The sequence below is a fragment of the Oerskovia sp. PE-21s genome, assembly GCF_056158145.1.
Map to the genome: position 1 here is coordinate 249,066 of NZ_JBUXJM010000003.1, position 19,009 is coordinate 268,074.

The following is a 19,009-nucleotide window of genomic DNA, read 5'->3' on the forward strand; positions in this document are numbered from 1 at the left end:
CGCACTCCTCGGTCCGGTCGTCGGTCGTCGCTCACACCCTACGTCCCCGGTCCCCCTGCCCCTGAGGCCCCTGCACGGAGCACGGGCCGGCGGCAGGGAGAATAGGAGCGAGATTCCGGGAACGCCCGGGCGCGCTTCCGCGTTGACCTGTCGGAATCTACCCGCGATCTGAGAGAGACATGGACGCAGACAGTACGAACCCCCTTGAGCCGGCCACCGATGCTGCGACGAGGGGGTGCAGGTTCTGATGTGGGTGCTGACACTGCTGCTCGGCGTCGTCGTGATCGTCGCGATCACGGCGGTGACCGGCTACTTCGTCGCCCAGGAGTTCGCGTACATGGCCGTGGACCGGTCGCGCCTGAGTGCGCGTGCCGGCACCGGGGACGCCGGCGCCCAGCGCGCCCTGGCGGTCACCAAGCGCACGTCCTTCATGCTCTCGGGCGCCCAGCTCGGCATCACCGTGACCGGGCTGCTGGTCGGCTACGTCGCCGAGCCGCTCGTCGGTGAGTCCCTGGGTACTGCCCTGGGCGGGGTCGGTGTACCGACCGGCGTGGGCATCGCGGTGGGCACCGTCCTGGCGCTCGTGTTCTCGACGTTCGTCCAGATGATCTTCGGCGAGCTGTTCCCCAAGAACCTCGCGATCGCCCGCCCTGAGCCCGTCGCCCTGTGGCTCGCCCGCTCGACGACCATCTACCTCGCGGTGTTCGGCTGGCTCATCAAGATCTTCGACCAGGCCTCGAACCTCCTGCTCAAAGCCCTGCGGATCGAGCCGGTCCACGACGTCGAGCACTCGGCCACGGCCCGTGACCTCGAGCACATCGTCGCGGACTCGCGCCAGAGCGGCGACCTCCCCGCCGAGCTCTCCGTGCTCCTGGACCGCATCCTGGACTTCCCCGACCAGGACGTCGAGCACGCCATGATCCCGCGTGCCCACGTCGACGTCGTGCACGTCGACGACACCCTCGCCGAGGTGCGTGCCCGCATGGCTGCCGGTCACTCGCGCTACCCCGTGCTGACCGACGACGACCAGGTCGTCGGCGTCGTCCACCTCGTCGACGTCCTGACCACCGCGCACCGCGACGAGGTCCAGGCCCACAGCTTCATGCGCCCCGTGGTCGTGATCCCGACGGCGATGAGCCTGCCCGACGCGCTGCGCGAGCTGACCGAGACCCACAACCAGCTCGCGTGCGTGATCGACGAGTACGGCGGCTTCGCGGGCGTGCTGACGGCCGAGGACCTGGCCGAGGAGCTCGTCGGGGAGATCACCGACGAGCACGACCCCGCGACGCCCACCATCGCCCCTCGGGACGACGACGGGATCTGGGTCATGCCCGGCGACACCCACATCGACGAGGTCGAGCGGGCGATCGGCCGTGACCTGCCCCGAGGCGACTACGAGACCATCGCAGGCCTCGTGATCGACCACCACGGATCGCTGCTCGAGCCCGGCGAGAGCATCGTCGTCCAGCTCCCCCTGGACCCCGCCGACCTCGCCCTGACAGACGAGCCCGAACCGGCCTGGATGCGCGTCGACGTGGTCGAGGTCGACCGCCACGTCCCGTCCCTGGTCCGCGTGGTCTTCCCGACCGACTACCAGCCGCCCGCGACGCCCGACCCAGACCCTGCCACGGCGCCCACGGCGACCGAGGCCCAGACCGAGGAGGGCGACCGATGAGCAACCCCTGGGTCGTCGTGGCCATCACCGTCGTCATCATCGCGCTCAGCGCGTTCTTCGTCGCCGTCGAGTTCGCGCTGCTCGCGGCCAAGCGCCACCGCCTGGAGGACGCCGCGCCGAACAGCCGCTCGGCGCGCGCCGCGCTGCGCAGCTCGACCGAGCTGACCGTGCTGCTCGCGGGTTCCCAGCTCGGCATCACCGCCTGCACCCTGGCTCTCGGCGCGATCACCAAGCCGGCCGTCCACCACTGGCTCACCCCGGCCTTCGAGGCGTGGGGCGCACCGCTGTGGGCTGCGGACGTGGCCGGTTTCGTCCTCGCGCTGATCATCGTGACGTTCCTGCACCTGGTCGTCGGCGAGATGGCCCCCAAGTCCTGGGCCATCGCTCACCCCGAGACCTCGGCGACCCTGCTCGCCATCCCGATGCGCGGCTTCATGTGGCTGACCCGCCCCCTGCTGACCGGGCTCAACAACATGGCCAACTGGTGCCTGGTCAGGGTGGGCGTCGAGCCCACCGGCCAGGTCGCCTCCGGGCAGAGCGCCGACGACCTGCGCCACCTCGTCGAGCACTCGGCGAACGTCGGCGCCCTGGACCCGTCCTACTTCGCCCAGCTCTCCGGGGCGCTGGACCTGCAGACCCTCACGGTGGGCGACCTGCTCGCCGACAGCGGGAGGCCGACGAAGGTGCCGCTCGACGCCACGGTCCGCGACGTCCAGGAGGCCACGCGCACGTCGGGCCACCTGCGGATCCTGCTCGGCGACGGCTCCGCGGTCTCGGGCGTGGTGCACGTGCGCGACACGCTCGACGTGGCCGAGGACTGCCCCGCGGCCGACCTCATGCGACCGCCCTTCACCCTGGAGACCTCCGTCCCCGTCTACGCGGCCCTGGCCCAGATGCGCGAGACCCGCAACCACCTGGCCGTCGTGACCGACGGCGCCACGGTCGCCGGGGTCATCACGCTCGCCGACGTCATGGCGCGCCTCTTCCCCCGGGAGACGGTCTCGGCCTGACCCCTGCGGTGGCCCGCACCGTTCGAGCCTCCCGACGACGGCGCCCCACCTGGTCGAAGCACCGGGTGGGGCGCCGTCCCGGCGGGGAAGTTCATCCTTTTCAGGGTGATTTGCCTCACGTAGGTTGCCCGCCATGGTCAACTACACCGAGGCAGTTCAGCAGAAGCGCAGCATCAGGTTCACCTACGACGGTCTTGAGCGCGTGGTCATCCCGACGGCTCACGGGCTCCACGCCACCACCGGCAAGGAGATGATCCGGGGATACCAGACCGATGGTTGGACGCACTCCCCGGGGGCGCCAACACCGTGGCGACTCTTCACCGTGAGCAAGATCGTCGACGCCGACCTCACGGACGCGGTCGCGCCCATCGCGCCGGAGGGATACCGCGTGGGTGACACGCACCTCAGTCCGATCTATGCAGAGTTCGGCTTGGTTCCCTAGCCGAAAGGAAACGCTGATCGCGAGAGGCGTTGCCCGCAGGCGCCAGAGCATAGGGCGACGCAGAAGGCCCCCGGCCAGCGTTTCCGCTGATCAGGGGCCTTCTCCTTCGGTGGGCGATACTGGGTTCGAACCAGTGACCTCTTCGGTGTGAACGAAGCGCGCTACCACTGCGCCAATCGCCCGCTGCGACTGAACCTTCCGGTCCGGCCGTGCGTCCTGGAAGATATTAGCCGTATTTCGACCCAGATCGCGAACTGGCCTCCGGAGCGGCCTTCCGGCCCGTCGCGACGGGACTCCCCCAGCGTAGCGCTGCGGGGTCCGCAGCGGCTGGATTCCGGGCCTCACCAGCCCATCGACCCTCCCGTCACGGGTCCATGCGCTCCCGCCGACGCCGGTCGAACAGCTCGCGCGCCGCGAGCGACAGCTCCCCGACGCGCACGGGGACGCCGTCGAGCGAAACCACGGGCTGGATGTTGCGCACGCTCCCCGCGAGGGCGAGGCCCATGCCCGAGGAGGCTCCGCCGTCGGGCCCCGTGGCCACGACCCGGTCGAGGACCGAGAACGGGAGCGCCGCCTCCCGGACGGGCAGCCCGTCCTCCGCAGCCCATTCCAGGAGCAGCTCGCGCGTGATGCCCGCGAGGCAGCCCGACGAGAGCGGGGGCGTCACGAGCTCGCCGCCGACCTCGACGAGGACGTTCGCACCCGTGCCCTCGCACAGCTCGCCGACCGTGTTGGCGAGGATCGCCTCGTCGCCGCCGCGTGCGACGGCGTCGGCGAGCGCGACGACGTTCTCGGCGTACGAGGTCGTCTTGAGCCCTGCCACGGCCGAGCGCTCGTTGCGCACCCAGGGCGAGCGGACGGCGTGGGACGTCGGGCCGGGCGACGCGGGGCCTGCGGCGATGACGATCGTCTCCGCACCGTCCTCGCGCCCCGAGCCCAGCGGCCCGAACCCGCCCGTGACCGTGATGCGCAGGCGCCCCGCGCTCTCCCCGGCCGCGGCGAGGACCTGCGCGACACCGTCGCGGACGCGCGCCTCGTCAGGCTCCGGCAGGCCCATGCCTGCCGCGGACCGGCCCAGGCGCCGCAGGTGACGTGTCAGGGCGAACGCCTGCCCGCCGTACACGGCGCACGTCTCGAAGATCCCGTCCCCCACGGTCACCCCGTGGTCGAGCGCGCTCAGCGCGCGCTCCCGCGGCTCGACGAAGGACCCATCCACCCACACGACGATCGACATGACCTCAGTCTGCCGCAGGCTCGCCCGTCGCCGCAGACCCGCCCGACGCGAGCGCGACGAGCCGCGCCGCCTTGAGCTCGGTCTCCTCCCACTCCTCGGCGGGGTCGCTCCCCCACGTGATGCCCGCCCCGGTCCCGAACCTCAGCTCGTCGTCGGCCCACCAGAACGTCCGGATGCCGACGGCCAGCTCGGCCTCGCCCGTGGCGCCGTCGACCCAGCCGACCGCCCCGCAGTAGGGGCCGCGGGGTCCGCGCTCGAGCTCGCGGATGATCCGCAGCGCCGAGGACTTGGGCGCCCCCGACACCGAGGCGGGCGGGAACGTGGCCGCGAGCACCTGCCCCCACAGGCCGCCCGGAGCGTCCTCGTCCACGGTCACGCGCCCCTGTACGCGCGAGACCAGGTGCACGAGGCCCGGGTGCGCCTCGACGGCCAGGAGGTCGGTGACCTCGACCGAGCCCGGCGCGCTCACGCGCTGCAGGTCGTTGCGCACCAGGTCGGTGATCATGACGTTCTCGGTACGGTCCTTCTCCCGCAGGCCGTCGACCGTGGGCGCGGTGCCCTTGATGGGCCCCGACGACAGCACGCCGTCCTCGAGCCGCAGGAACAGCTCGGGCGAGGCCGTCACGACCCACACGGGGTCGACGCCGCTCGCTGCGGGAACCTGGATCGCGCCCGCGTACGGGGCGGGGTTGCCGGCCGCGAGGATGCGGGCGAGCGCCCGGGCGTCGGGCTCGCGGTCCCCTGCGGGCAGGGGCGCGGCCAGGACGCGGCAGATGTTCGCCTGGTAGACGTCGCCCTCGTGCACGGCGTGGCGGACGGCCGCCACGGCGGCCTGGTACTCCTCGCGGGACAGCGAGCTGCGCCAGGCGTCGGGCGCAGGCCCGCACCAGGCGCCCTCCCCGCCCGACGGCGTCGCGTCCGCGGGCAGGTCGGCCTCGGTCCCCCCGTGGTGGGCGAAGCGCCACGCGCGGGCCCGACCGCCGTGCGCGGGGTCCTCGAAGTCGGCGACGACGAACCAGAGCCCCTCCGCCAGGCGTGCGGAGTCGACCGCGAGGTCGATGCACTCGACGACGCCTGCGCCGTGACGGCCGGCGAACGATGCGAAGCCGGTACCGGTGACGGCAGGTGCATCGACGGCGAGGCCGGTCGGTCGGGCTGTGCTCGGAGTACGGGCCGTACGGGCCGTCTCGTGGTCCCCGTGCAGGTCAGAGGGCCGGGGTGCGGGCCGTTCGTCCGCCTCGCGCGGGGCCTCGGAGCGTGACCCGCGCCTCATTCGCCCCACCTGCCCCACACCGACGGATCGTCAGGAAGCCGCGGAACTTCGCGGGTCCTGGGGTTCTGGCATCGCTGAGCTGGCACGTGACAACGCTACCGATCCTCGGGGGGCGGCCCGTCCGGTTGGACGCCCGGCGCTTCGGTCCACTAAAGTCTGTGACGCGCCGAAAAACGCCGGAGAGATCCGGTCGAGGTCGGTCGCGCGGACGTGGCTCAGTGGTAGAGCATCACCTTGCCAAGGTGAGGGTCGCGGGTTCGAATCCCGTCGTCCGCTCGGATAGGTCTTCGGACCTGTCGGGTTCGACCTGGTGGAGTGGCCGAGAGGCGAGGCAGCGGCCTGCAAAGCCGTGCACGTGGGTTCGAATCCCATCTCCACCTCTCAGCACAGCAGTACCCCTTGCGCTGTTCTCTCGCAGACCAGCCCTGGGCGATTGGCGCAGCGGTAGCGCGCTTCCCTGACACGGAAGAGGTCACTGGTTCGATCCCAGTATCGCCCACCACACGAAGGCCGTCCCCCACCGGGACGGCCTTTTCTCATGCCCGGACCTTGGCGTTCCCCGTCGACGTGAGGTGGGTGCTTCCGTCCGAGACGGGCGCCCGCGACACAGCCCCGGAGACCCGTCTCGGACGCACCCACTCATCTCGCGAACCTGCTGGCGGCAGCCTCGCGCGGCAGGTTCGCGCCGGGCGAGCTCGACCGTGCCCCCCGGACGGCCCCTTCGCCCCTCGACGGGCCCGCCGCGGGCCCGCGGCGGGCGAAACTACGCCCTCCAGCCCTCTCACCTGGGGCTATTTGGACTCTTGCCCCATCTGTCGGCTAGAGTCTGTGACGCGCCGAAAAACGCCGGAGAGATCCGGTCGAGGTCGGTCGCGCGGACGTGGCTCAGTGGTAGAGCATCACCTTGCCAAGGTGAGGGTCGCGGGTTCGAATCCCGTCGTCCGCTCGGATAGGTCTTCGGACCTGTCGGGTTCGACCTGGTGGAGTGGCCGAGAGGCGAGGCAGCGGCCTGCAAAGCCGTGCACGTGGGTTCGAATCCCATCTCCACCTCTCAGCACAGCAGTACCCCTTGCGCTGTTCTCTCGCAGACCAGCCCTGGGCGATTGGCGCAGCGGTAGCGCGCTTCCCTGACACGGAAGAGGTCACTGGTTCGATCCCAGTATCGCCCACCACACGAAGGCCGTCCCCCACCGGGACGGCCTTTTCTCATGCCCGTGCCGTCACCGGTTTCGGCCCACCACGGACGCCCACCGTCGCTCGTCGCACCCGCCGAGGCCCTGGCCCGCCAGCATTCGAGCCCCGGCCCCTCCCCCGCGCGCAGCACGGCCACCCGTGGGACGGTGTGACGCGGAGCACACCTGTCGACGACGCCAGGGCACGACTCCAGCACCGAAGCACCGAAGCGCCGAGCGCGGGCCACCCACCGGGAAGGGCACGCTGGGCGATCCACGGCCGCACGTGGGGGCACTGCCTGAGGAACGACCTTCCTCAGGTCCGGTCGGCAGGGCGTCGCCCGGACGAGTCGAGCTACCGAGGAGCAGAACGTGACACCTGACCAGAGCACGCCCGTCCCGCCGGGATGGGTCGGCGGGTTCGCCGAGTCGGACCCCGCCTTCGCCTACCCCGATCCCGACCTCACGTCGTTGCCGCTGCTCGAGAACATGGCGAACATCGACCTGCTCGATCGCCAGCAGGCGGTCCTGTGGCCCGAGTTCAGCTGGGAGACCGTCCCGGGGACGCCCGACTCCCGCGCGTTCCAGATGTTCGCCCCGGACATCTCGCGGGTCGGGTACACGAGCACGGGACGGGTGTACTCGGTCATCTGCCCGCAGCAGGGGACGTGCTCGCCGTCGTTCGGGACGCTCAACATCGAGGTCTCCGTGACGGGGCAGCGTGGGTGGGTCGACGAGCCGAGCAGGACGGTCGCGGCCGACCTGACGGTCGAGGGCAAGATCTGGTTCAGCCCGAGCGCCGTGCAGAGCCCCCTCGTCCAGCTCCTGTGGGACTTCTTCTCGACGACCGGTCGACCGTTCCCCGCCGACAAGGAGCACGCCATCCGCGTGCCCATCCACCGCCACGGCGAGCCGTCCGAGCCGGTCCTTCCCGGGCGCTCGGGCCAGACGGACTGGTTCCCGATCCCACCCTTCGCCCAGCACCACGACACGGCCTGGGCCGTCGCGAACCTGGCGGCGGAGATCGCGCCCGTCGCCCTCACGGGTGACGATCTCGTCGACGACTTCAACGAGCTCGTGATGTACGTGTTCAACCTGTCCTCGGGGAACCTGCTCGCGCCGGGCAACCTGCTGACGTGGAACGTCTGGTTCACCGAGCCCGCGCTCGTGGACCGCGTCGAGTGGCGTGAGCACGCCGAGAAGTGGCGGACGTCGATCGACGCCTGCCACGGCCCGGAGGGCAGCCAGCCGCGCTACTTCGACGGCCGGCCGTTCAAGCCCGACCTCGCAGCGGTCGCCTCCGAGCAGACGGCGATCGCCGCGTTCATCGAGAAGCACGTCCCGGCGACGTGATCCCGTCCCCCTGGGGCCGTCCTCCTGCGGGGCGGTCCCAGGAGGACGGGCTCCCCCGGCGCAGCGCGCGCCCCGACGGCGGGACGCACCTATCCCTTGAAGGCCCGGCAGGCGCCCCGTAGCGTCGGGAGCATGTGTCGAAACATCACCGCCCTGCGCGGGCTCGAGCCTCCGGCGACCGACGAGGAGATCCATGCTGCGGCCCTCCAGTTCGTCCGCAAGGTCGCCGGTGTCCAGACGGTCAGCACCTCGACCCGGGGCCCGATCGACGTCGCCGTCGCCGAGATCGCTGCGACCGTCACGAGGCTCCTCGCGGACCTGCCCGAACGTCGCCAGCCGCCGAGCACGGTGCCGCCGCTGCGTCGGGCCGAGGTGCGCGCGCGGATCGCCGCCCGCGAGGCCGCCGAGGCCGAGCACGAACGCGCGCACGCCCTGGGGCTGGCCCACGAGCACTGATTCCGTCGGCGCGCCCGGCAGCGTCTAGGCTCGTCGGGTGGACTCCCGCGTCAACGAACCCGTCACCGCCGAGCCGGTCAGCGCCTCGATGCGCCGCGCCAAGGCCGAGGCGCGCACGTCGCACGTCACCATCGGCCAGGTCGGCCGCACGGCCGAGGGGCGCGTCACGATCGACTGCTCGTGCGGGATGCAGCTCACGAACGGCCCGGACTGGTCGCTCGACGAGCACATCCGGCTCCACCGCGCGGAGGCGCGCTACGTCGCGCTGAGCAAGGTCGCCCCCGCGGGCATGCCGCGTCTCGTCGAGGTCGACCGGGACCGGCTGCCCACGCTCGACTGACGGCCGCTCCCCCGCGTCGCGCGCGTGTCTCGCCGACAACGCCTCGCAGACCGGCGGACCCAGGAGACCAAGCCTCGACGGGTCAGAGCTCGTCGGGGTCGTCCCAGGACCGTCCGCTCGACATGCCGTCGCTCGGCTGCCGTTCCGCCTCGGAGAGCGAGTGCGGGGCCTTCGAGGCGTCCCCGCCCTCGCGGACGTCGGCGTCCGCCTCGTCCTCGAGCCGGAAGCGGGTGCGGGGAGAGATGCGTGCGGACGAGACGTCGCTCTCGTTCAGGTCGACCGCGTCGGACGTGCGGTGCTCGCTCGTGCTGCTCATACCTCCGGTCTAGCAGGTCCGGCGGCCCGTTGCACGATCCCGCGCCGATGTCGGGCCGGCCTCGGGCCGTCCGGGCCGAGGCGGTGAGCCGCCCGCCGGCCGGGCTCCCGTGAATCGTCCGCGCTTGGCACACTATTATGAACGGTGAGGTTCCCCCGCCGGACCGGTCCCCCAGGAAACCCGGCGCCCGTCCCACCAGGCCTCACGCAGCCCGACGACGGCGAGCGACGTCGTCGGGCACGGGCGCCGAGGCGCGCTTCCCCACGTCGCGGGCGATACTCGGGCCATGACGGAGCCCGCACGGTCGCGCTCGTTCCCCGGCCTCTTCCCCACGCTGCGCGGCTACCACCTCGCCTGGCTGCGCACCGACGTCCTGGCCGGCCTGACCGCCGGGGCCGTGGTCGTGCCCCAGGCCATGGCCTACGCGACGATCGCGGACCTCCCCGTCCAGTACGGCCTCTACACGTGCATGCTGCCGATGGTCGTCTACGCCGCGCTCGGCGGGTCCCGCGCCCTGAGCATGTCGACGACCTCGACCATCGCGACCCTCGTGGCGACGTCGCTCGTCGGACTCTCGACGGTCAGCGGGGGTGGCGACTCCGAGGTGCGGATCCGTGCCCTGGCCACCCTGACCGTGCTGGTCGGGGCGATCCTGCTCGCCGCGCGCCTGCTGCGGCTCGGGTCCCTCGTCGAGAACATCAGCCATGCGACGCTCACCGGCATCAAGGCGAGCGTCGGCCTGACCGTCGCCGTGGGGCAGGTCCCCAAGCTCCTCGGCGCCGACGAGACGCTCCACGGGCACGGCTTCCTGCCCGAGGTCCGCGCGGCGGCCCACGCGCTCTCGGACGTCAACGGCACGACCGTGCTCCTCTCGCTCGTCTCGCTCGCCGCGCTCGTGGGTATCGGCCGGGTCTGGCCCCGCCTGCCCGCTCCCCTCCTGGTGGTGGTCGGCGGGATCCTCGCCTCGGCGTTCGGCGGAATCACCGAACGCGGCGTGTCCCTCGTCTCGCCCATCCCCGCCGGGCTGCCCGCGATCGTCGTGCCCCGCCTCGGCGACGTTCCCCACCTGCTGCCCGCCGCCGCGGCCATCGCGATCATGGCGTTCCTCGAGTCGGTGGCCGTCGCGCGCGAGGTCCGCAACCGCAAGGAGGCACGGGTCGACCCCGACCAGGAGCTCCTCGCGGTCGGGGCCGCGAGCCTCGTGGGCGGGTTCACCGCGGTCATCCCCGCAGCCGGCGGGTTCAGCCAGTCGGCCGTCGCCCAACGCGCCGGGGCGCGCAGCCAGCTCGTGAGCGTCGTGACCGCGCTGCTCGCGGTCCTCGTGGCGCTGTTCCTCGCCCCCGTCCTGGACCACATGCCGGAGGCGACCCTCGGCGCTGTCGTGCTCGTGGCCACGCTCGGCCTCGTCGACGTCCGCGAGTTCCGCGCCCTGACCCGGTTCGACGTCTCCGAGCTGTGGATCGCCGTCGCGACCACGCTCGTCGGACTCGTCTCGGGCCTGCTGGCCGGCGTGGCCGCCGGGGTGCTCCTGACCCTGTTCATCGTGCTGCGCGACCTCGACCGCCCGCAGGTCGAGGTGCTGACGCGTGGTCCGGGCGGCTGGGACGTGACGAGCGGGGCCGACCCCTCGGTGCCGGCCGGGCCCACGGCACAGACCGGCAGCCCGGCAACCGGCGACCCGCTCGTGCTGCGCCTGCGGTCGATGCTCTACACGGCCAACGTCCGCCCGACCCTCGAGCGCGTCCTCGCGCTCGTCCAGGCCGCGAGCGCCCGGACCGTCGTCCTCGACGCGAGCGCCATGGACTGGGTGTCCTCGACCGTCGTCGACGAGCTCGAGGGGCTCGACGACGAGCTCGCCGCGCACGACTGCCGCCTGGTCCTCGCGGAGGTCGACCCGGGGCTCGTGGGACGCCTGCGCAGCTCCGACTGGTTCCGCGAGACCGAGGCTCAGGGGCGCGTGGTGCGCACGGTCGAGGACGCGGTCGCGCCGCCGGCGGCCCCGGGCGCTCCGCCCGTTCCCCCCGGTCCGTCCGCCGGGGCGTGAGCCGCCGCACACCCGCGGGAGCGTGCCGTGGGAGACAACACGCCCGCGGGATGAAAAGGTCGACCTATGCAGACCTGGCCAGGGCGACCGTATCCGTTGGGCGCGACCTTCGACGGGACGGGCACCAACTTCGCGCTCTTCTCCGAGGTCGCCGAGAGAATCGAGCTGTGCCTGATCGGCGACGAGACCGACGCGGAGGGGCGCCCGCTGGAGACGCGCGTCGTCCTGGAGGACGTCGACGCGCACGTGTGGCACGTGTACCTGCCCGGGCTCGGCCCGGGCACCCGCTACGGCTACCGCGTCCACGGCCCGTACGACCCGGCGTCGGGCCTGCGGTGCAACCCGTCGAAGCTCCTCGTCGACCCGTACGCCAAGGCCATCGACGGGCAGGTCGACGGCGACGAGTCGCTGTTCTCGTACCGCTTCGGCGAGGTACCCGACGGCGCCGCGGCCCCGGACGGACCGCTCGCCCCGGACGCGGCGACCGACGAGCCGGACGACGACCAGGACACGGCCGCGCCTCCCACCCCGTCGGCGGTCTCGGACCCTGGGGTCCCGACCAACACCGAGGACTCGCTGGGACACACGATGCTCTCGGTCGTGGTGAACCCGTTCTTCGACTGGGGCCACGACCGCCCGCCCCAGCACGACTACCACGACTCGGTCATCTACGAGGCGCACGTGCGGGGCATGACGATGCGCCACCCCGACGTGCCCGACGAGCTCCGCGGCACGTACGCGGGCATGGCGCACCCGGCCGTGATCGAGCACCTCACGGCGCTCGGGGTCACGGCGGTCGAGCTCATGCCCGTGCACCAGTTCGTGAACGACCCGGGGCTCGTCGCCAAGGGTCTGTCGAACTACTGGGGCTACAACACCATCGGGTTCTTCGCGCCCCACAACGGCTACACGGCCTACGGCACGCGCGGCCAGCAGGTCATGGAGTTCAAGGCCATGGTCAAGGCGCTCCACGAGGCCGACATCGAGGTCATCCTCGACGTGGTCTACAACCACACGGCCGAGGGCAACCACCTGGGGCCCACGCTGTCCTTCCGCGGGATCGACAACGCGGCGTACTACCGGCTCGTCGACGGCGACGAGGCCCACTACTTCGACACGACCGGCACGGGCAACTCGCTGCTCATGCGCTCGCCCCACGTGCTCCAGCTCATCATGGACTCGCTGCGCTACTGGGTCACCGAGATGCACGTCGACGGGTTCCGGTTCGACCTCGCGGCGACCCTGGCCAGGCAGTTCCACGAGGTGGACCGGCTCTCGGCGTTCTTCGACATCGTCCAGCAGGACCCGGTCGTGTCCCAGGTCAAGCTCATCGCCGAGCCCTGGGACCTGGGTGACGGCGGCTACCAGGTGGGCGGCTTCCCTCCCCTGTGGACCGAGTGGAACGGGCGGTACCGCGACACCGTGCGCGACTTCTGGCGCGGCGAGCCCGCGATGCTGCCAGAGTTCGCGAGCCGCCTCACGGGCTCCTCCGACCTGTACGAGCACACGGGCCGCAAGCCCATCGCGTCGATCAACTTCGTCACGGCCCACGACGGCTTCACGCTGACCGACCTGGTCTCCTACGACGAGAAGCACAACGAGGCCAACGGCGAGGGCGGGGCAGACGGAGAGAACCACAACCGGTCGTGGAACTGCGGCGTCGAGGGCCCCACCGACGACCCCGAGGTCCGCGCGCTGCGGGCGCGCCAACGGCGGAACTTCCTCGCGACGCTGCTCCTGTCCCAAGGGGTCCCCATGCTCTCGCACGGGGACGAGATCGGGCGCACGCAGCACGGCAACAACAACGGCTACTGCCAGGACAACGAGATCACCTGGATGGACTGGGGCGGCCCGGACGGGCTCGACGACGAGCGCGGCGACCTCCTGGCCTTCGCCCGTCGCATGGTCGGGATCCGGCGGGCGCACCCCCTGCTCCACCGCCGCCGCTTCTTCCAGGGCCCGGCCGGCACACCCGACGGCGAGATCCCGGACATCGACTGGTTCGACATCTCGGGCAGCCGCATGGACACGACCGACTGGAACCAGGGGTACGCACGGTCCGTCATGGTCTTCCTGGGCGGGGACGACCTGCCCGAGCGCGACCGGCGCGGCGAGCCCATCGTCGACGACTCGTTCCTGCTGCTGCTCAACGCCTCGGACTCCCCGCTCGACTTCACGCTGCCCGATGCGGCGTACGGCGCGTCGTGGCGCACGCTCGTGCGCACCGAGTCCCCGGGCGAGCCCGAGCCGTCCGTGCACGCCGCCCGCGACCGGATCACGGTCGCGTCGTTCGCGACGGTCCTGCTGGTCCGGGAGGCCCGCGAGGTGCACGCCGCATGACGTCGCGCTACCGCAACATCACCAAGCCGCCCGACCCACCGCCGACGCTCACGGTCCCGGGGCCACGCCCCGTCGTGTGGGCCCCGCAGGCGCGCACGCTCGAGGTGGTCCTCCCGCTCGCGGGCGGGGTCACCCCCGACGACCAGGACCCCACGGGCACCCGGAGCGAACGGCGCCCCCTGCGCCTGGTCGGGATGGACCTCCCGGGCTGGTGGAGCGCCGACGACGACCTGGCCCCCGGCACCGACTACGCCTTCTCGGTCGACGGCGGACGCCCCCTGCCGGACCCCCGCAGCCCCCGTCAGCCGCACGGCCTGCTGGGCTGGAGCCGCTCGTTCGACCCGACCTTCGCCTGGACCGACGACAGGTGGGCCGGGCCGTCGGCCCAGGGCGCGGTCCTCGAGATCGACGTCGGGACGTTCACGCCCGAGGGCACGCTGGACGCCGCCGCCGACCGGTTCGACGAGCTCGTCGACCTGGGCGTCGCGGTGGTCGAGCTGCACACGATCGGTTCGGTGGCGGGGGTCGTGTGCCCGCACCTGTACACGGTGTGCGAGGAGTTCGGGGGACCTCGGGCGCTCCAGCGCTTCGTCGACGCCGCCCACGCCCGCGGGCTCGGCGTCTCCCTCGGCGTGGCCTACCACCGTGCCGCGCCGGGAGCGGTCTTCCTCCAGTCGTTCGCGCCCTACCTGTCGCCCCAGCGGACGCGGCTGCGCCCGACGCTGACCGGGTACCTCACGGGCCCGCCGGTCCCCGACGAGCCCGTGCCGCCGCCTCCGGCCGACCTGCCGAGCGGGCGCAGGATCAACCTCGACCGCGCGGGCAGCCGCGAGGTCCACGACTGGATCACGTCGAGCGCCCGGCGGTGGTTCGACGACTTCCACGTCGACGTGCTGCGCATCGCCCGGGTCCAGGACCTCGCGGACGCCTCTCCCGTGCACGTCCTCGTCGAGGTCGCACGCACGGCCGACGCGGCGACGACGGCCCATCAGCGACCGGTCCGGCTCGTGGGCGAGTGCGACACGAGGGACCCGCGCATGCTCGTCCCCGCCGAGCAGGGCGGCCGTGGTCTGAGCCAGGTGTGGGTCCACGAGGTCGAGGACGCGTTCCACGAGCTGCTCGTGCGCGCCCGCGAGACCGACCCGACGTGGTTCGGCTCCCTCAGCAGGCTCCTGACCGTCCCGGACGCCGAACGCATCATGGTCGGGCTCGCCCCTCCGGCCTGCACGGCCGCAGGGCACGAGGGTGACCACGGCACCACCGGCACCGGTACCGCCAGCGCCGACGACGACGCCCGCGCCCTCGCCGCGGCGCTCGTCCTCGCCTCGGCGTTCGTCCCGCGCCTGGTGCTCCCCGTCTCGGCCCGCCTGCACGCGTGGTGGAGAACGCTGCTGGCGCTGCGCCGTGCGGTCCCCGACGACACGCCCCGCCTGGTGCACCGCGGCCCGAGCGGGGTCGTCCTGGTCCAGCGGGGCAAGCTGGTGACGGCGGTCAACATCGGGTCGCAGCCGCGCACCACGCTCCTGCCCGCCTCGCGCCGCGCGTGGCACGTGACCGCGCAGTGGCCTCCTCCCGACGAGGGGGCGCGAGCCGTCCGTCCGGCCGGCGCGTTCCCCGGCCCGGCCTCTCCCCCGGTCGCAGCGAGCGGGTCCTCGGTGCACCTCGGCGCCCGTTCGGCTGTCGTCCTCACGTCACGCTGACTAGTCTCGCCGGATGGGAAAGCACTCGTCCGACCCCGCCGCACCGCCCCACCCGTCCGGCGCGGTGCTCGACCCCGCCTCGCGCCGCGCCCGCGGCAGGGCGGGCGCCAGGCGCTCGCTCGACTGGGAGGTACCGCCCGTCGAGGCGCTGCGTGCTCCCCGGGGACTCGACCTCGCGACGTTCGACCGCGCGGCCACCCCCGGGTGGTCGCAGGGACGCAAGGACGCCGAACGGCTCCTCGACGCGCACGCCGACGAGCTCTCCGAGCTGCAGGAGAGGCTGTTCGCCGAGGGACGCAGCGGCGGGAACCGTTCGGTCCTGCTCGTGCTGCAGGGTATGGACACCGCAGGCAAGGGCGGGATCGTGCGGCACGTGATCGGGCTGGTGGACCCGCAGGGCGTCCAGCACACGTCCTTCGGGGTGCCCACTGCCGAGGAGCGCCGGCACGACTTCCTGTGGCGTATCCGGCGCGCGCTGCCGGACCCCGGCTACCTCGGCGTCTTCGACCGCTCGCACTACGAGGACGTGCTCGTGGCCCGCGTCGACGACCTCGTGCCGCCCGAGGTCTGGGAGGCACGCTACGACCAGATCAACGCGTTCGAGGCCGACCTCGTCGAGTCCGGCACGACGATCGTGAAGGTCGCGCTGTTCGTGTCCCTCGACGAGCAGAAGGCTCGTCTGCGCGAACGGCTCGAGCGCCCCGAGAAGCACTGGAAGTACGACCCGGGGGACATCGACGCGCGGCTGAAGTGGCCCGCGTACCAGGAGGCCTACCAGGCAGCGATCGAGCGCACGAACACCGAGGTCGCCCCCTGGTACGTCGTCCCCGCGGACGCCAAGTGGTTCGCGCGGGTCGCGGTCTCCGAGCTCGTGCTCGACGCCCTGCGCCGCCTCGACCTGGGATGGCCGCCCGCCGACTTCGACGTCGCGGCCGAGCTCAGGCGGTTGGAGTCCGCGTGAGCGCGCGGCCGTCCTCGGCGAGCGAGCCCAGGCGGGACAACGCCCGGAAGTACTTCTTGCGGTAGCCCCCGCGCAGCATCTCCTCGGTGAACAGCGAGGAGACCGCGGCACGGTTCGTCCCGGCCTCGGCTCCAAGAGCACCGTCGGCCCCGACCGCGTCGTCCGCGAGCAGCACCGGGACGTCCCGGTCGTACAGGCGGTCGACCAGGACGACGAGCCGCAGCGCGGCCGACTGCTCCGTGACGGGGTGCACGCCCGTGAGCGCGACGAGCGTGACGTCGTCGAGCATCGCGCCGTACTTGCTCGGGTGGACCCCGCGCAGGTGGTCGAGGACCTCGTCGAGAGAGTCGAGCGTCGCGCCCGGGTGCGACGCCGCGACGCGCGCCACGAGGTGCGCGGGCAGCGGCTGCGTCTCGGTCACGACCGCGCGGTGGCGGTAGTCCTCGCCGTCGACGCGCATGACCTCGAAGCGCGCGGCCATGGCCTGGATCTCGCGCAGGAAGTCCTCGGCCGCGAACCGCCCCTCGCCGAGCGACCCGGGCAGCGTGTTGGACGTCGCGGCGAGCGCGACGCCGCGGTCCGCGAGCTCGCGCAGCAGGCGCGACATGAGGACGGTGTCGCCCGGGTCGTCGAGCTCGAACTCGTCGATGCAGACCAGGCGCTTGGTCGCCAGCGCGTCGACCGTGGCCTGGAACCCCAGCGCGCCCACGAGGTTCGTGTACTCGACGAACGTCCCGTAGGCCGCGTCGGGGCCCACCGCGTGCGCCAGGGAGGTCAGCAGGTGCGTCTTGCCGACGCCGAACCCGCCGTCCATGTAGATCGCGGGGGCCGCCTTGCGCTTGGCGAACAGGCCGCGGCGCACCTTGCCCGAGGCGTTCGGCGCGAGTTGGGCGCCGACCTCCTCGAGTCGCGCGACCGTCGTGGCCTGGCTCGGGTAGGCGGGGTTCGCCCGGTACGTCGAGAAGCGGGCGCCCGAGAAGTGGCGCGGCGGCACGAGGTCCGCGAGCAGGCGCGTGGGCGGCACGACGGGCCGGATGTCGGCCAGGGCCCGCACGCGCGGCGGGGTCGACGGGTCGGACGGGTTCCCGGCGAGATCGGGAGGCGCAGCAGTCACGAGGATCCAGCCTACGCGCACTAGCCTGGCGGGATGAGTGCTGTGTCGGACGTCACCACGCCCCCTCCGCCGCCACCCGCGAGCACGGGCCCGCGCGCGCCGTCCCTGCCTGCCCTGGACGTCCTGCTCGGCCCGGCGGGCTCGGGCCACCTCGCGGGGACGCGCCTGGAGCCTGCGCCCGACGAGGAGGCGCTGGCCGCGTTCTACGCGGCGCCCCCCGGGCCGCACGTGCGCGCGAACATGGTCGCGAGCGTCGACGGCGGGGCCTGGGGGCCCGACCACCGCTCGGGCACCATCAACGACGCGGCCGACTGGCGCGTCTTCCGCGTGCTGCGGGCCCTGGCGGACGTCGTGCTCGTCGGGGCGGGCACGGCCCGCGCCGAGGGCTACACCGCGCTCGACGTACCGCGCGGCCTCGAGCACCTGCGAGCAGGCCGGGGGCCGCTCGAGCTCGCCGTCGTCACGCGCAGCGGGCACCTGCCCCCCTCGCTCTCCGGGGGAGACCGGCCGCCGCTGGTGATCACGGGCGAGCACGGGGCGAGCGTCGCGGGAGCGAGCGTGCCGGCAGACCGGATCCTCGTCGTCGGGCCCGACGACGGCGCTCCCCCGGGTGCGCCGCGCACCCCGCGGGACCTCCCCTCGCCCACGCCCGGACCCGACCTGCGTGCCGGGCTCGCCGCCCTGGCTGCGCGAGGCCTCGACAAGGTGCTGTGCGAGGGCGGACCTCACCTGCTCGCCGACCTCCTGGCCCGCGACCTGCTCGACGAGCTGTGCGTCACGACGACCCCCGTGCTCGTGGGGCCCGGGCCCGGGCGCATCGTCGGCGGGCTCCCGCCGGTGCCCGCCGGAACCCGCACCCAGCGCGAGACGGGGACCCCCGACGGCCCCGCCGCGAGCGCCCCGCTCGTGCACCCGCGCCTGGCGCACCTGCTCCACGCCGACGGCACGCTGGTCGCCCGGTGGGCGCTGCGGTGACGACAATCGCTAGTCTGGTCCCGTGACCGACACCATCCTCGTCCTGACCGAAGACACCCTCGCCGCCGTGGACGTGGAGCACATCCTGTCCCTCCACCCCGACGAGACCCTCGCCTACCGGGTCCTCGTGCCTGCCGACACCGAGCGCAACGTCGTCTCCGCGATCATCGACCACCTCAGCGTGGGAGAGCTCAAGGAGGCCTGGGACGAGGTGCTCGGCAAGGAGCCCTCGCGCGCCCAGGCCAGCGCCACCGCCCAGGAGCGGCTCGACGCGAGCGTCGCCGAGCTGCGCGCCGCGGGCCGTGAGGCCGACGGCGCCGTGACCGAGGACGACCCGCTGCCCGCGCTGCGCGCCGCCGTCGCCGCGGGCGACGTCCGCGAGATCGCGATCGTCACCTACCCGCACGCGATCGAGGACACGTTCCACCAGGACTGGGCCTCGCGGGCCCGCGAGGAGCTGCACGTACCCGTGCTGCACCTGTACTCGGGCACGAGCGAGCTGGGCTGACGCCACCGCGGCACCACCGCGCGAGCGCCGCGCGACCTGCGTCGGGCTCCTCCCCGGAGCACGCGGCGCGTGCGGCACGTACGACGAGGGCCGTCA

Annotated in this window: 16 protein-coding genes and 7 tRNA genes; 18 read left to right on the forward strand and 5 right to left on the reverse strand. The window is 72.9% G+C overall.

The features are described 5' to 3' along the window. The first annotated feature begins 247 nt into the window (after nucleotides 1-247). The 3 genes from ACZDYF_RS07050 to ACZDYF_RS07060 all read left to right on the forward strand — a co-directional run bounded on the left by ACZDYF_RS07050 (nucleotide 248) and on the right by ACZDYF_RS07060 (nucleotide 3,127). A complete protein-coding gene (locus tag ACZDYF_RS07050; protein ID WP_475055021.1) occupies nucleotides 248-1,675 on the forward strand; it encodes a hemolysin family protein in 1,428 nt (475 codons plus the stop codon). Continuing rightward, nucleotides 1,672-2,685, forward strand: coding sequence for a hemolysin family protein (locus tag ACZDYF_RS07055; protein WP_475055022.1), 1,014 nt, complete (start codon nucleotides 1,672-1,674; stop codon nucleotides 2,683-2,685). The genes ACZDYF_RS07050 and ACZDYF_RS07055 overlap by 4 nt, the downstream gene beginning before the upstream one ends. A gap of 133 nt (nucleotides 2,686-2,818) precedes the next feature. Continuing rightward, nucleotides 2,819-3,127: a hypothetical protein gene (locus tag ACZDYF_RS07060; protein WP_475055023.1), complete on the forward strand. Its 309-nt coding sequence runs from the start codon at nucleotides 2,819-2,821 to the stop codon at nucleotides 3,125-3,127. Nucleotides 3,128-3,237: 110 nt separating this feature from the next. Here the strand turns inward: ACZDYF_RS07060 and ACZDYF_RS07065 are convergent. From ACZDYF_RS07065 to ACZDYF_RS07075, 3 genes are all read right to left on the reverse strand, one after another. Then, nucleotides 3,238-3,309 (reverse strand) — tRNA-Val (locus tag ACZDYF_RS07065). Nucleotides 3,310-3,491: 182 nt separating this feature from the next. Further along, complete coding sequence (locus ACZDYF_RS07070; protein WP_475055025.1) at nucleotides 3,492-4,361, reverse strand: aminotransferase class IV; 870 nt, start codon at nucleotides 4,359-4,361, stop codon at nucleotides 3,492-3,494. A gap of 4 nt (nucleotides 4,362-4,365) precedes the next feature. After that, nucleotides 4,366-5,634, reverse strand: a complete 1,269-nt coding sequence (locus ACZDYF_RS07075) for a chorismate-binding protein (RefSeq protein ID WP_475055026.1) — start codon at nucleotides 5,632-5,634, stop codon at nucleotides 4,366-4,368. Nucleotides 5,635-5,838: 204 nt separating this feature from the next. Between ACZDYF_RS07075 and ACZDYF_RS07080 the strand changes: the two genes are divergently transcribed. From ACZDYF_RS07080 to ACZDYF_RS07120, 9 genes are all read left to right on the forward strand, one after another. After that, nucleotides 5,839-5,910 (forward strand) — tRNA-Gly (locus ACZDYF_RS07080). A gap of 33 nt (nucleotides 5,911-5,943) precedes the next feature. After that, nucleotides 5,944-6,014: transfer RNA gene (locus ACZDYF_RS07085), tRNA-Cys, on the forward strand. Between the two features lie 47 nt (nucleotides 6,015-6,061). Then, nucleotides 6,062-6,136, forward strand: a tRNA-Val gene (locus ACZDYF_RS07090). 372 nt (nucleotides 6,137-6,508) lie between these two features. After that, nucleotides 6,509-6,580: transfer RNA gene (locus ACZDYF_RS07095), tRNA-Gly, on the forward strand. Nucleotides 6,581-6,613: 33 nt separating this feature from the next. After that, nucleotides 6,614-6,684, forward strand: a tRNA-Cys gene (locus ACZDYF_RS07100). A 47-nt stretch (nucleotides 6,685-6,731) separates the two neighbouring features. After that, nucleotides 6,732-6,806: transfer RNA gene (locus tag ACZDYF_RS07105), tRNA-Val, on the forward strand. A gap of 372 nt (nucleotides 6,807-7,178) precedes the next feature. Then, nucleotides 7,179-8,159, forward strand: coding sequence for a hypothetical protein (locus tag ACZDYF_RS07110; protein WP_475055028.1), 981 nt, complete (start codon nucleotides 7,179-7,181; stop codon nucleotides 8,157-8,159). A 132-nt stretch (nucleotides 8,160-8,291) separates the two neighbouring features. Continuing rightward, nucleotides 8,292-8,615, forward strand: coding sequence for a DUF2277 domain-containing protein (locus ACZDYF_RS07115; RefSeq protein ID WP_475055029.1), 324 nt, complete (start codon nucleotides 8,292-8,294; stop codon nucleotides 8,613-8,615). 37 nt (nucleotides 8,616-8,652) lie between these two features. Then, nucleotides 8,653-8,955 (forward strand): hypothetical protein, encoded by a 303-nt coding sequence (locus ACZDYF_RS07120; protein ID WP_475055031.1) that lies wholly within the window; start codon nucleotides 8,653-8,655, stop codon nucleotides 8,953-8,955. Between the two features lie 82 nt (nucleotides 8,956-9,037). Here ACZDYF_RS07120 and ACZDYF_RS07125 read toward each other — a convergent pair whose 3' ends face one another. Next, on the reverse strand, nucleotides 9,038-9,271 hold the full coding sequence (locus tag ACZDYF_RS07125) for a hypothetical protein (protein WP_191792081.1): 234 nt from the start codon (nucleotides 9,269-9,271) through the stop codon (nucleotides 9,038-9,040). Between the two features lie 286 nt (nucleotides 9,272-9,557). Here ACZDYF_RS07125 and ACZDYF_RS07130 point away from each other — a divergent pair, with 286 nt between their 5' ends. From ACZDYF_RS07130 to ACZDYF_RS07145, 4 genes are all read left to right on the forward strand, one after another. Continuing rightward, nucleotides 9,558-11,315, forward strand: a complete 1,758-nt coding sequence (locus tag ACZDYF_RS07130) for a SulP family inorganic anion transporter (protein ID WP_475055033.1) — start codon at nucleotides 9,558-9,560, stop codon at nucleotides 11,313-11,315. Between the two features lie 66 nt (nucleotides 11,316-11,381). Beyond that, nucleotides 11,382-13,655 (forward strand): glycogen debranching protein GlgX, encoded by a 2,274-nt coding sequence (glgX, locus tag ACZDYF_RS07135; protein WP_475055034.1) that lies wholly within the window; start codon nucleotides 11,382-11,384, stop codon nucleotides 13,653-13,655. Further along, on the forward strand, nucleotides 13,652-15,355 hold the full coding sequence (locus ACZDYF_RS07140) for an alpha-amylase family protein (protein WP_475055035.1): 1,704 nt from the start codon (nucleotides 13,652-13,654) through the stop codon (nucleotides 15,353-15,355). Before glgX ends, ACZDYF_RS07140 begins: the two co-directional genes overlap by 4 nt. 13 nt (nucleotides 15,356-15,368) lie before the next feature. After that, nucleotides 15,369-16,316, forward strand: a complete 948-nt coding sequence (locus tag ACZDYF_RS07145) for a polyphosphate kinase 2 family protein (protein ID WP_400273496.1) — start codon at nucleotides 15,369-15,371, stop codon at nucleotides 16,314-16,316. Here the strand turns inward: ACZDYF_RS07145 and zapE are convergent. Continuing rightward, nucleotides 16,294-17,430, reverse strand: coding sequence for a cell division protein ZapE (zapE, locus tag ACZDYF_RS07150; RefSeq protein ID WP_435876337.1), 1,137 nt, complete (start codon nucleotides 17,428-17,430; stop codon nucleotides 16,294-16,296). The two genes, ACZDYF_RS07145 and zapE, sit on opposite strands and share 23 nt — an antisense overlap. A 33-nt stretch (nucleotides 17,431-17,463) precedes the next feature. Here zapE and ACZDYF_RS07155 point away from each other — a divergent pair, with 33 nt between their 5' ends. Both ACZDYF_RS07155 and ACZDYF_RS07160 read left to right on the forward strand, forming a co-directional pair. Continuing rightward, nucleotides 17,464-18,405, forward strand: coding sequence for a dihydrofolate reductase family protein (locus tag ACZDYF_RS07155; protein WP_475055040.1), 942 nt, complete (start codon nucleotides 17,464-17,466; stop codon nucleotides 18,403-18,405). Between the two features lie 22 nt (nucleotides 18,406-18,427). Next, a complete protein-coding gene (locus ACZDYF_RS07160; RefSeq protein ID WP_191792075.1) occupies nucleotides 18,428-18,913 on the forward strand; it encodes a hypothetical protein in 486 nt (161 codons plus the stop codon). Nucleotides 18,914-19,009 lie beyond the last annotated feature (96 nt).

Coding starts and splice junctions, on each gene's coding strand:
- ACZDYF_RS07050 (WP_475055021.1), top strand. CDS start 248: ATGTGGGTGCTGACACTGCTGCTCGGCGTCGTCGTGATCGTCGCGATC.
- ACZDYF_RS07055 (WP_475055022.1), top strand. CDS start 1,672: ATGAGCAACCCCTGGGTCGTCGTGGCCATCACCGTCGTCATCATCGCG.
- ACZDYF_RS07060 (WP_475055023.1), top strand. CDS start 2,819: ATGGTCAACTACACCGAGGCAGTTCAGCAGAAGCGCAGCATCAGGTTC.
- ACZDYF_RS07070 (WP_475055025.1), bottom strand. CDS start 4,361: ATGTCGATCGTCGTGTGGGTGGATGGGTCCTTCGTCGAGCCGCGGGAG.
- ACZDYF_RS07075 (WP_475055026.1), bottom strand. CDS start 5,634: ATGAGGCGCGGGTCACGCTCCGAGGCCCCGCGCGAGGCGGACGAACGG.
- ACZDYF_RS07115 (WP_475055029.1), top strand. CDS start 8,292: ATGTGTCGAAACATCACCGCCCTGCGCGGGCTCGAGCCTCCGGCGACC.
- ACZDYF_RS07125 (WP_191792081.1), bottom strand. CDS start 9,271: ATGAGCAGCACGAGCGAGCACCGCACGTCCGACGCGGTCGACCTGAAC.
- ACZDYF_RS07130 (WP_475055033.1), top strand. CDS start 9,558: ATGACGGAGCCCGCACGGTCGCGCTCGTTCCCCGGCCTCTTCCCCACG.
- glgX (WP_475055034.1), top strand. CDS start 11,382: ATGCAGACCTGGCCAGGGCGACCGTATCCGTTGGGCGCGACCTTCGAC.
- ACZDYF_RS07140 (WP_475055035.1), top strand. CDS start 13,652: ATGACGTCGCGCTACCGCAACATCACCAAGCCGCCCGACCCACCGCCG.
- ACZDYF_RS07145 (WP_400273496.1), top strand. CDS start 15,369: ATGGGAAAGCACTCGTCCGACCCCGCCGCACCGCCCCACCCGTCCGGC.
- ACZDYF_RS07155 (WP_475055040.1), top strand. CDS start 17,464: ATGAGTGCTGTGTCGGACGTCACCACGCCCCCTCCGCCGCCACCCGCG.